This window comes from Clostridium sp. JS66, from assembly GCF_033561535.1.
In the GTDB taxonomy this organism is placed as follows: Bacteria; Bacillota; Clostridia; order Clostridiales; family Clostridiaceae; genus Clostridium_AM; species Clostridium_AM carboxidivorans.
The window spans coordinates 2,565,266-2,577,512 of the sequence record NZ_CP131467.1; the positions used below are offsets into that span (position 1 = coordinate 2,565,266).

At 29.3% G+C, this 12,247-nt stretch carries 12 protein-coding genes; 7 read left to right on the forward strand and 5 right to left on the reverse strand.

Annotated features, from left to right (window positions below; all coding sequences use genetic code 11):
• Positions 1–64 precede the first annotated feature (64 nt).
• The 5 genes from Q6H37_RS12035 to Q6H37_RS12055 all read right to left on the reverse strand — a co-directional run bounded on the left by Q6H37_RS12035 (position 65) and on the right by Q6H37_RS12055 (position 4,676).
• Positions 65–1,507 (reverse strand): MDR family MFS transporter, encoded by a 1,443-nt coding sequence (locus tag Q6H37_RS12035; RefSeq protein WP_318742166.1) that lies wholly within the window; start codon positions 1,505–1,507, stop codon positions 65–67.
• Positions 1,508–1,677: 170 nt separating this feature from the next.
• Positions 1,678–2,262 carry a TetR/AcrR family transcriptional regulator gene (locus Q6H37_RS12040; protein ID WP_318742167.1) on the reverse strand — a complete coding sequence of 195 codons (585 nt, stop codon included), beginning with the start codon at positions 2,260–2,262 and terminating at the stop codon, positions 1,678–1,680.
• 140 nt (positions 2,263–2,402) lie between these two features.
• Positions 2,403–2,852, reverse strand: coding sequence for a hypothetical protein (locus Q6H37_RS12045; RefSeq protein ID WP_318742168.1), 450 nt, complete (start codon positions 2,850–2,852; stop codon positions 2,403–2,405).
• Between the two features lie 16 nt (positions 2,853–2,868).
• Positions 2,869–4,044: a 4Fe-4S binding protein gene (locus Q6H37_RS12050; RefSeq protein WP_318742169.1), complete on the reverse strand. Its 1,176-nt coding sequence runs from the start codon at positions 4,042–4,044 to the stop codon at positions 2,869–2,871.
• Positions 4,041–4,676 (reverse strand): sulfite exporter TauE/SafE family protein, encoded by a 636-nt coding sequence (locus Q6H37_RS12055; protein WP_318742170.1) that lies wholly within the window; start codon positions 4,674–4,676, stop codon positions 4,041–4,043. Before Q6H37_RS12055 ends, Q6H37_RS12050 begins: the two co-directional genes overlap by 4 nt.
• 231 nt (positions 4,677–4,907) lie before the next feature.
• On the opposite strand from Q6H37_RS12055, the gene Q6H37_RS12060 reads away from it, so the two are divergent.
• From Q6H37_RS12060 to Q6H37_RS12090, 7 genes are all read left to right on the forward strand, one after another.
• Positions 4,908–5,906 carry a DUF4003 domain-containing protein gene (locus Q6H37_RS12060; protein ID WP_318742171.1) on the forward strand — a complete coding sequence of 333 codons (999 nt, stop codon included), beginning with the start codon at positions 4,908–4,910 and terminating at the stop codon, positions 5,904–5,906.
• Between the two features lie 209 nt (positions 5,907–6,115).
• The gene (locus Q6H37_RS12065; protein ID WP_318742172.1) at positions 6,116–7,204 is read left to right on the forward strand and encodes a VanZ family protein; all 1,089 of its coding nucleotides are present in this window, start codon (positions 6,116–6,118) and stop codon (positions 7,202–7,204) included.
• Between the two features lie 158 nt (positions 7,205–7,362).
• Complete coding sequence (locus Q6H37_RS12070) at positions 7,363–8,154, forward strand: alpha/beta hydrolase (RefSeq protein ID WP_318742173.1); 792 nt, start codon at positions 7,363–7,365, stop codon at positions 8,152–8,154.
• A gap of 305 nt (positions 8,155–8,459) precedes the next feature.
• Positions 8,460–10,124, forward strand: a complete 1,665-nt coding sequence (locus Q6H37_RS12075) for a ribonuclease J (protein ID WP_318742174.1) — start codon at positions 8,460–8,462, stop codon at positions 10,122–10,124.
• 179 nt (positions 10,125–10,303) lie between these two features.
• Entirely contained in the window at positions 10,304–10,660 is a 357-nt protein-coding gene (locus tag Q6H37_RS12080) for a helix-turn-helix domain-containing protein (RefSeq protein WP_318742175.1), read from the forward strand.
• Positions 10,661–10,748: 88 nt separating this feature from the next.
• On the forward strand, positions 10,749–11,165 hold the full coding sequence (locus tag Q6H37_RS12085; RefSeq protein ID WP_318742176.1) for a pyridoxamine 5'-phosphate oxidase family protein: 417 nt from the start codon (positions 10,749–10,751) through the stop codon (positions 11,163–11,165).
• A 94-nt stretch (positions 11,166–11,259) separates the two neighbouring features.
• Positions 11,260–12,093, forward strand: a complete 834-nt coding sequence (locus Q6H37_RS12090; protein ID WP_318742177.1) for an AraC family transcriptional regulator — start codon at positions 11,260–11,262, stop codon at positions 12,091–12,093.
• Positions 12,094–12,247: the final 154 nt, after the last annotated feature.

The window sequence follows — 12,247 nt, forward strand, 5'->3', positions numbered from 1 at the left end:
CATTTGATACAATTTAGGTTAAATTATAGTACAAGTATTTTTCTTTGTCAAGGTGAGCATTATGCTATTTTTCAGTATTTCTAGCTCTACTTTTTTTACTGAGAATTAAGGACAATATAAAACCTATTCCAATTAGTAAAGCTGCAATTGTTATAGAATGATTAAAGCCACTATATATTGCATTTACTTGATTACCTGGAGCTGCAGCACCATTTATATTTTTCAGATATATATTTTGATAAGCTGTCATAATACCTACAAATAAAGCTGAACCTAAAGCACCAGCTATCTGCATTGCAGTATTTACTATAGCAACACCATCGGCTTGATTTTTGCCAGGTAATTCACTAAGTGCAGTGGTTTGGCTAGTTGACATTGCCATAGATATTCCTATCATTATAGCACAATATATAAGAGTAATTGTGCTTATAGGAGTTGATGGCGAAATATGTGATAGCACAAAAGTAAAAATACATGCTACTGCGAAACCTAATGGAATGATTATATTTCCGCCTATTTTATCATAAATCTTACCAACAAATGGAGTTAATACGCATCCAACAAGAATTGGTGGTAATATGGCCATTGCCGATGTAAAAGAGGATGTATTTAAGCCGTTTTGCAGCAGTAGTGGTAATATAACATTTATTGAAAAGTTAAACATCTGCATTAATATAATCAGTAGTGTACCTATTGTAAATACAGGATGTTTAAATGATCGTATTTCCAATATTGGCTGCTTTAAAGATAATTGGCGTTTTCCAAAGAAAATTAGTGCTATTAGCCCAATTACAAAAATAACAGCAGTAGATGATAAACTTGAAGTACCAACTGAACTTACAGAATATATAATACTGGCAAATCCTATAGTTGACAGTAGTATGGATAGATAATCAATTTTAGGTTTTGTTATTACAGAGATATTTTCTAAATAAATATAACCTCCAATAATACAAATCAATAAAATTGGAATTAGCATTATAAATAATGAATGCCAACTAAAATATTGTAAAAGTAAACCAGAAACTGTTGGACCAAGTGCGGGACCCAATGTGATCACACAAATACATAACCCCATTATTGAACCACACTTTTCTGGTGGAGTTACCACTAAAGCTGAATTCATCATAATAGGTATTAGCATACCAGTACCTAATGCTTGAATTACTCTTGAAATTAATAGTGTTGTAAAGGTATTAGAAAATACAGCACATAGGGTTCCAATTAAAAATATTATCATTGCGGTTAAAAATAGTTGTTTTGTAGTAAAAGTATGAATAAGGAAAGCTGTAACTGGTACAAGAATTCCAACTACTAATACATAACCCGTAGTAAGCCACTGAGCTGTAGTGGCTGTAATGTGCATTTCTATCATTAACTTAGGAAATGCTACATTTAGTATTGTTTCGTTAAATAGTGCTATAAAGCTTCCAAGCAGTAATACAAACATAATTGCTTTTGCATTGTACTCAGGCTTTTCTTCTGTATAAATTTGTTTTGCTTCCATAAAATATAATCTCCTTAAACTTTTTTCTAGACCGGTCTATATATTAAAAGGATAAATAGCACTTTAAAAATTATGCGACACAACTTTTCAGGGAATAATTGTCATCTGAAGAGTTGTGTTCTAAAGTGCTTATTATAATAAGTGAAAATTTTGTATTCGCCAAAGTTAAATTATTTAGTATTTATGTATGGGATCAGTAAAATACCAATTTGTTTACTAACTGTTAAGAGAGCTCTAGGATTTTTTTCTGTAACTGAGGCTGTAATAGCTCCTTCAATAGAAACTTGAATAAAGGTAGCCAGTTCACTTGCCACTTCTTTGGAAAGCCCACTTTCCATCAGCTTTTTAGCATAGATATTTTCTATGGTTAAAAACACTGATTCACAAGCTTTTCTCAAAGATTCAATTGATAAATAAGTTTCTAAAGCTATGAGACTTAAAGAAATATCTTTTAATTTGCCATCATTTCTTAAATCCTCCATAATATTTTTGATTACGGATTGTACAGCTTCAATTGGATTTGAGTGTGCATTTAGTGTGTTTTCTAATCTTTTTTGGATGGTCTTACTAGTAAGGTTTATAGCTTCTAAAGCTAGCTCTTCTTTTCCACCTGGGAAATAGTAATATAAAGAACCTTTAGGTGAATCACTTTCCTTTAAAATTTCATTTAATCCTGTAGCATTATATCCTTTAATTTGAAAAAGCATTGCTGCTGCTGTAAGTATTTTTTCTCTTGAATCAGTTTTATTTTTCATTGAATTAATATCCTTTCTAATAATATAACGACTGGTCTATATATATTATATAAATATGATTTAAAAAATGTCAACAGTAAAATGAAATTAAAACATTTTGAAATATTTGTACTAATTATTTTCTTTCAGATGCCTAAAGTTTATTTTTTTAAATTTATTCTTATGGCATAACCGTTTTTTATTTTATATACTCCTTTTAAGGAAACAACATTTTTATTTAAAGACTTAAAATCAGAAGTATTGTTTTGTGGGTTATATTTAATAGAAAAATCATCCTTACCATCACCATCAAAATCTATACTTTCAGAAATTACAGTATGTGTGTTTTTACTTGCATAATCAACTTCTACAAAGCCTTCAGATCTATCAGAAAAAAGTCCTTGAAATACAGGTTTGTGTATTTTTATTTCAGCATCTTTAGAAGTAAGTGTTTTATATATTTCACCTCCAGTAAATAAAGGAGAAACCTTTAATGAAGTTATATTGACAAACTCTTTGGCTAAGCAGTCATTAGCTATGAAAGTAGCTAATACTATAAACAAAGCTAAAACAGCAGCAGAGTATCCTAAAAAAGCTTTTAATTTAATCATTTCATTCACCTTCCTTTTAAAAAAAACTGCCTGTAGTTATGAGCTTTAAAATTCTATATAATCCTTTAACTATTGCTCCACCACCAATTGTCAGTGCAAAAATATAGGCAGGGTAAAGAAAAAGGTATCTGGATAAATTAGTTTTTACTCCTATTTTTGTTCCTTTTATGTGATAAGATACAGCAGAAGAAGGACAGATATCTATACATTTTCCGCATTTAGTGCAAGTTATTAAAGCCTTTCCATTTAAAAGACTATTTTCATCTATTGAGTAAGTTGGACATTCTCTTACACATTTTTTACAATTCAAACATTTATCCTTATCTATTCTTATCTCAAATATATTTATTTTGTTAAAGAGAGATTGAAAAGCTCCGAAGGGACAAAATAGTCCACATTGAGTTCTTTTTCTAGTAAGTATAGGAAGTACTATGACTAAAATTAAAAATAAAGAACAAAAAACTATAGTTTTAATTAACACTATTGTAGAAGTTATCTGTTCAGATTCTGTAACTGCTTTAAAAGGACAAAGCCAATCGCAGTAAACAGGAGAAAGAGTAGCTGCAGATAATAAAACAATGGATATTAAAATAGCAAATGGTAGATAAGTCCACCTTCTATTTATTTTTAACTTTGTTTTTTTGCATAATGAAGAACACCCCTCATCAAGTCCTCCATAAAAACAAGCCCAGCTGCAAAATCCGCGTCCAAAGGCTAAGGTAGCTCCAATCCAAATGACCATCATACTTGCAATGCTGGCAAATCCAGTTAAAAGAGAGCCAGGAAAAACTATGGTTTTAGTTAAAGCAGCAGGTATTATGATCATTGGAATTACCATATGGCAAAAAGGAGTTTCTCCATTAATAAAAGTAGATTCATTATAGAAAATGCTGCCTCGTACTTCTATTAAATTAGTCATAAAGCTGACTGCAAAAAGCAGCGCATAGGTTACAAAAAATATTTTTCTGTATTTATAGGTTTTCTTTGTGTATACCATAAGAAAAAATAATATGTTTATGAAAATATAAACTATGAAAAAGGAAATTTTCATTAAAGGTTCTTTTGGAAGGGTACTACCTCCGCTCATTAAAACAATACTTAATAGTAACACTGGTATGCAAGCAATTATTGATTTTATGATTTTTTTATTCTTACTTGTTTCTGTTATTTTTTCAGTTTCTAAATTATTCATTTTAAAATCATCTCCTTAAAAAGCATTATAATTCCTGAATACATGTAAAACACTCCAATTACTAAAGAGCACATTTGACCTACTAATTTAATTTGCTTTCCTTTTAAGACACCTATAAAAGGAAGTGGCATAAAGTAAATAGTAGTGCCTATAAAAAAGGCAGTAAAGTATAAAATACTGCTTATAACATTGGAAAAGAAAGTAGCATCGGAGAAAGCTAAAATAAATGGTGGACATACATTTATGCCAGTTAAAAATCCTAAAAGTAGTATAGTTGCAAAGTTTTTTTCCTTATTTGAGTGATTAAAAAATTTACTAAAATATTTAATATTGCAAACTCTGTGAGACTTTGAAAATGTATAAATTATAAGAGTAAATGATAAAAATATATAAGATAGAGCAAATATAATTTCTTTGTAGTGTGATTGTTTTATTATAAAATTCCCTGTAATCCACGCTAAAAGAGCAAATAATACATAACCGAGAAGTCTTCCTAACATAAATTTTGATAAACAAATAAAATTCCATTTTGTCTTTTTATTTTCACTTAAAATATATGGAATAAATACGGGGATACAGGAAGCAAGACAATACCCCCCACTTGAAAGTCCTAAGATAAATCCTTTCAGCATATATAAAGTACCTCCTTTTCTGTATAAACCCATTGTAGTTAATTTTATGAATATAAACTATAGATTGCTTTTAACATGCAATATTGTGTATGTAAGATGCATTAGAATAAATCTTAAGGTTTTCTTAAGGTTTCCTTTAACATTTTTTGAATATTTTTTTTTAATATATATGTACAAGGTAAATATTTTAAGTGATAATAAAATTAAGATGAAATGGCGGAGGGAAGTATTATGAATATAGAGATAAAGGAAAAAGCAAATTTAATGGCAGAAAATTACAAAGAACTTAAAGGAAACTTTAAATGGGATACAGGCATATTAAAACATTTTTGTGCAATGATGCATGCTGTAAGAGGAGAAAGGGTAAATGCAGATAAAATTAAAGAAATAAAAAATTACATAAAGGAAGAAACAGGATGGACATCTGATTATAGAGGTAATAACTTATTGATTATATCTACTCTCTTGTGTTTTGAAGAAAATTATAAAAGCTTTTTTAAGAGTATGGTAGAGGTTCATGAGAAAATGAGACAATATGGTTTTAGAAAAAGTGAATATTTGCCACTGGCTACTTATACTATGGTAAAAGATGTGCCTGAAGAACAGTGGAATTGTAAACTTCAAAGAATGGATGAGTTTTACAAAGGCATGAAGGAAAAGCATTTTTGGTTAACTTCTACTGATGATTATGTTTTTGCTGCAGTACTTGCTGCTACAGATTTAGATGTAAAGGAAACTATGGAAAAAGTAGAAGAGTGCTATAAGGCTTTAAATGAAGAAGGATTTTGGAAGGGCAATGATCTTCAAACATTGTCTCATATTATGGCACTTGGAGAAGAGTCTGTTTATGAAAAATGTAAAAAGGCAAATTCACTTTATAATAAACTTAAGAATGAAAAATGCAAACTTAAATATAGTGGACTCGCAACTCTAGGCGTTTTAACCCTTATTGGAGGAAATGAAGATCAGATAGTCAGAGAAATAAAAGAAGTTAATGATTTTATTTATGAAAAAGATGGTTATGGTATGTGGAGTTTAGATAAATCTATGAGAACTATACTTTCAGCTAATTTGGTTTGTGATTTTTATATAGATGAAATGAAAAAGGGAGTGCTTAAGGTAGCGCTAGCAAATAGTATTAATGCTATTATTATTGCTCAAGAACAAGCAGCAATTGCAGCTTGCATTGCAGCAAGCGCAGCAGCAGCTTCATCATCAAGTTCATCATAAGAAAGTGAGTATAGTTATAAAATAATGTACAAAATTTAGTTTAGAATTATTAAGGCGTGGCTAAAAAGCCGTGCCTTAATTAATGGATTTTATATATGAATTTTAAGGTATTTATAAAAATCTTAAGAAAATCTTAAGGAGTACTAAAGTGTATTGTAAAAATTAAGTTATATAATTGTATGTTGTAAGTTATGAGAGGATGTGTCTAAATGTCAGAATATATTATTCCAATAAAGATAGCAATAATCACTTTTCCGATTTTTGCAGCATTATTTACACTACCATTTTTGATATATCAATATAGAAAACATGGATATATAAATTATTACAGAGCACTATTTTTATACTCTTTCTTATTATATTTGATAACAGCATATTATCTTATTATATTGCCCCTACCTAAAACACATGATGTACTGAGTTTACAAAAACCTGGAACCAAGCACATTCAGTTAATGCCATTTACATTTGTGCTAGACATTTTAAGTGAAACAAAGGTTCAGCTAGTAAAACCTTCAACTTATTTTCATTTATTTAAAGAAAGAGCTTTTTTACAAGCAGCTTTTAACGGAATTTTACTGTTACCACTGGGAATTTATTTAAGCTATTATTTTAAAAAGAGTCTTAAAAAGATTGTATTAATATCATTTTGTGTTTCTTTATTTTTTGAACTTACTCAGCTAAGTGCATTATATGGTTTTTATAATGCACCTTATAGAACTTTTGATGTAGATGATTTGATGTTAAATACTTTAGGTGGATATCTAGGATATATGATATCTCCAGTATTCATGAAATTATTACCTAATGTTAGTAAGCTGGACGAAAGTGTTCAGCTTGAAAAGATTACTATTGGTTTTATAAGAAGATTTTTAGCCTTTATATTTGATTGGGGTATTTTTATCATTTTATCAATAATTACATTAGGACATTTAAAAATATATATATTTATATTCATCTATTTTATATTAGTTACTTATTTTACCAATGGTACAACTTTTGGAAAATGGATTCTTAGAATAAGGATTAAAGGTAAGGATAAAAAATTAAAATTTAAAGAAGTATTTATAAGATATGGCACACTATATTACGGTTTTTTTGGAGCAAATTATATAATTTTTATTGGTAATATATTAAATCGCAATATATTAAGCAGTTGTATTAATTACATTTTAATGATTTTGGTACTTTTATTAAATTTAGCAGTCATACGAAATGTCACAGTACACTTTTTCTCAAAAGATAAAAAATTGTTTTATGATAAAATAAGTGGGACAAGGTTAATAGTGGCAAATTAAAATAATTATATCCTCACATCAAAATTATGCTAAATTTGAGCAATATAATTCTGGAATAATATTGTAAATAGAGTTATCATAATACAGGTGTTTTTTATTGAAAACAGCAAAATTATTCTAATGATTAAGTTTGAAATTTTAAATGAGGGGATATAGAAATGAATAAATCAAAAGTAGAAAAAGTAAATTTTTATAGTAATATACTAGATAAAGAGATGTCGATGCTTGTATATTTACCTGAAGGTTATGATATTTTTACTCCACTACCTGTATTATATTTTTTGCATGGAAGAAGCGGAAATGAAAATATAATGCTTGAACTGAATATAAATATCAAAGCTGATGAAATGATAAAAAGTGGAGAAATTAAGCCTATGATAATTGTATGTCCAAGAATTGAAAACAGTCGTGGATTGAATTCATCCTTAATTTGCAAAGAAGTATATGATTCTGCAGACAACAATAGAAGCATAAATTTAGGAATGTATGAAGATTACTTTATAAAAGAAATAGTGCCAACCATCGATAAAACTTTCAATACTATAAAAGATAAACAAGGAAGATATGTAGGAGGAGTTTCTGCTGGTGGTTATATAGCTCTTCATAATTGTTTAAGACATCAGCATATGTTTTCAAAGGTAGGAGGGCACATGCCTGCCTTGGAGTTGAAGCTTGAAGATGAAGACAAACCCTATTTCAAAAACATGGAGATGTGGGAGAAATATGATCCAATAAATATTGCGAGAAATAATAATATTTCTTCTCATATTGATATCTATCTTGATGCTGGAGATAAGGATGAAGGTAAATTTTATGAAGGATGTTTAATTCTATATAAAAGATTGAAAGAAAAGGGGATAAACTCTCAAAATCATGTATTTCCTGGTAATCACAGTGCTAAATATATACAATCAAATATTGAAAAATATCTAAAATTTTATGGATGTTAATAAAAAGTCAATATTTTACAACTTACAAGGAACAAGTAGATGAAAATATTGGTGAAAGGTAGTTCCTTATAAAATGGAAAAGTTATAGTTTTCAAATTATAAAGCTGCTTTTCATAAATTTATGTTAGCTTTAAAAAATGGTGGATTATTATTATTTTACTTTTAATTATACTGTCAATGTGCTTTCAAGTATAAAATATTCATATTTTAAAATAATATTTATAAAAGCAGTTGCATAAAATTTTCAATGGTAAAGAGCCTTTTTATAAGGTCAGCTTCTTTACCAGATAGGAGCTTATATGGTAATGAAAAATAAAAGTAAAGTAAAAGTAATTCCATTAGGAGGTCTAGGTGAAATTGGCAAAAATATGACAGCTATAGAATATGATAATGAGATAATTGTAATTGATTGTGGTTTAGGTTTTCCCGATATGGAGATGTATGGTGTTGATTTAGTCATACCGGATATAGCTTATTTGCTAAATAATAGAGACAAGGTAAAAGGGTTTATGTTGACCCATGGACATGAAGATCATATAGGTGCTCTTCCTTATGTTTTAAAACAACTAAATGTACCAGTATACGGAACAAGATTGACTTTAGGACTTGTAGAAAGTAAATTGGAAGAACATGAAATACTTTCTAACTGTACTCTTTCTGAAGTTAAAACAGGAGAAGAGATTAAAACTGAAAATTTCAGAATAGAATTTATACGAAGCTGTCATAGCATTGCAGATGCCTGTGCACTAGCTATACACACTCCAGAAGGTGTTATAGTTCATACAGGAGATTTTAAAGTAGATTATATGCCTATAGATGGAGAGGTAATAGATCTTCAGAAGTTTGCAAAATTAGGAAGTAAGGGAGTACTATTATTAATGGCAGATAGTACAAATGTTGAGCGTCCAGGTTATACAGTTTCGGAGAGAATTATAGGAGATAATTTAACAGAAATTTTTAGCAAGGCAAAGGGGAGAGTAATTGTTGCTACCTTTGCATCAAATACTAATAGGATTCAACAGATTATTGATTCATCTTTGTTTTATGGAAGAAAAGTTGCATTTAGCGGAAGAAGCATGGAGAAAATTTCAAATATGGCTATGGAATTAGGTTATATGAAATTACCTGAAGATCAACTTATAAGTGTGGATGATATTAATAAATACTCTTCTGATAAAATAACTATTATAACTACTGGAAGTCAAGGAGAACCAATGGCTGCACTTTCAAGAATTGCATATTCAAACCATAGAAAAATTACTATTGAAAAAGGTGATGTTGTAATTATTTCTGCTTCACCAATTCCTGGAAATGAAAAACTTATATCTAAACTTATAGATGAACTTTTTAGGAAGGGAGCGGAAGTAATTTATAATGCTTTAGAAGAAGTTCATGTTTCAGGTCATGCTTGTCAAGAAGAGTTAAAATTGATGCATACTTTGATTAAACCTAAATTTTTTATGCCTGTGCATGGAGAATATAGACATTTGAAGCAGCATGAATTACTAGCTGAAAATCTTGGTATGGACTCGAAAAACATCTTTGTACTAGAAAATGGTCAGGTACTGGAGTTAAATAGAAATAGTGCTGCAAAGTCAGCAAGAGTTACTTGTGGAACAGTTATGATAGATGGACTTGGTATTGGTGATGTAGGGAATATAGTACTTAGAGATAGAAAGCATTTATCACAGGATGGAGTAGTAACAATAGTAGTAACAATAGATAGAGCATCCTTTAATATACTTTCTGGACCAGATATTATTACAAGAGGATTTGTTTATATGAAAGAATCTGGAGATTTAATAAATGAAGCAAGAGGAGTAGTAAAAGCAGAGCTGGATAAATGCATGGAAAATAAAATTAAAGATTGGTTTACTATAAAATCTAACATAAAATATTCCTTAGGAGGATTTTTGTATAATAAAACAAGAAGAAGACCTATTATTCTACCAATAATCATGGAAACTTAGGAACAATTAATTATATATGCATAAAAGTTAAATAAAAAATAGTTAGAAATCTAGGAGAGGAAGAAAAAAGCCTCTCCTTAAATTTTATGATATACTAAAATTAGTTATCGCAGAGTTATAACTTAATGTCAGATGTGAAACAATTTAATAATAGTAATTTGTAGTTGAGGTGTATGATAATGAAATTAAGAAATGAATATACTTGCCCTTTAGAATTAACCCATGATATTATTCGTGGAAAATGGAAACCGATTATATTATGGCAACTAGGAAAAGGAGCTTCTTCTTTAGTGTATTTGCAAGAAAGTATAGAAGGAATTGGACAAAAAATGTTGCTTCAACATTTGAGCGAATTGCAGGATTTTGATATGGTTCAAAAGAAGCAATTTAATGGATATCCATTGAAAGTAGAATATTCGTTAACTGAAAGAGGAAAACAAATGTTAGATGTTGTAACTACTATGCAGAAAATTGGAATTGAGCTTATGAAAGATGATGGCAAAGAAGATTTCTTGAAAGAAAAGGGATTACTTTGAATCTATGCATACAAAAAAGTGTGTAATATACAACTAGATATGTTCCTGTTAAAATAAAAGAAAATATAAGCAGGAGGTATTTTTAATAATGAGAAATCCAGAACAAACAATTGGTAATCTGATTGATAAAAGTAATCTGACAATTATTAGTTATACAGATAATGAGGGATTCCCTATCAGTAAGGCAATGTTATCTCCACGACAGCGTGAAGGAATTAAAATATTTTGGTTTTCAACAAATACATCATCAAATAAAGTGAAATATTTTCGAGAAAATCCTAAAGCAAGTATATACTTTGTTAATAAACGTTTTTTCCGAGGGGTAAGCCTTGTTGGAATGGTAGAAATCCTTGAAACACCAGAAGCAAAAGAAAAATTATGGCAGGATGGTGATACTATGTACTATAAACAAGGTATGACTGACCCGGATTATTGCGTGTTAAAATTTACAGCAAAAAAAGGACGCTATTATAGCAATTTTAAGTCTGAAGATTTTGATATCTGAACAAATTGTAATTTAATGCTTAATATTATAAAAGGTTGCTAAACATCCTTATTTTCAAAGGGTCAATAGAAGAAAGTAATGAGGGTTGTGTATTATGATTACAAATGAATTAGTAAGTCAAAGTATTGATTATATCATGCGACATTTAGATGAGGAGATTTCCATTGAAGATGTTGCAGATTACTGCCATTTTTCAAAATATTACTTTAGCAGAATTTTTAAGAAAGAAACAGGAGAAAGTATTTATGCTTTTATCAAACGCTTAAAAATGGAACAAAGTGCTTTAAACCTCAAAATTCAAAAAGAGAAATCAATTACTGACATTGGATATGATTATGGATATAGCCCATCAAATTATAGTTCTGCATTTAAGAAGCACCATAATATTTCTCCAGCGGAATTTCGAAAGAGTAACAATACAACATGTGTACCTCATCCTTTTTACCAGGACAAGCTTGCCAAGTTTCAATCCTTTGAAGAATATGATCAACGGATACTTATACAGGAATTGGATGATTTTGTGGTTATCTACAAAAGATATATTGGAAACTATATTGAATTGGGGAAAAATTGGTATGACTTCACAGAAAAGTATAAAGATTATTTTAAGGAAGATACGCTTTTGATTGAAAGGTTTTATGATGATCCTTGTATTACAAGCCTAGATCAATGTTTATATGATATATGCATTACAGTTGATAAAAATTGTTCACTAGATAATGTTACAACTATTCAAGGAGGTAAATTTGCACTTTGTCGCTTTGATGGACTGATACAAGATATTTTTGCTGCTTTTCAGGGGGCATTTAGTATTTGGCTGCCAGAGAGCGGTTATGAAATGGACGAAAGGTATGGATTAGATATTTATCGAGCTATTGATTGGGAAAGTATGCGTGTTGTAATGGATCTATGCATACCGATTAAATAGAGCAAGAATTCAGAAGTGAAAAAACAGACGCCTTAGTATAATAAGAACTGTAACAGGGATATAGTTCGAGTTGAAAGGAGTCTGTTTTATGTTTTTAAAAGTAATAGGAATAAAGTTGTGTATATGATAATCATTATAATAAGAATCAGAATTT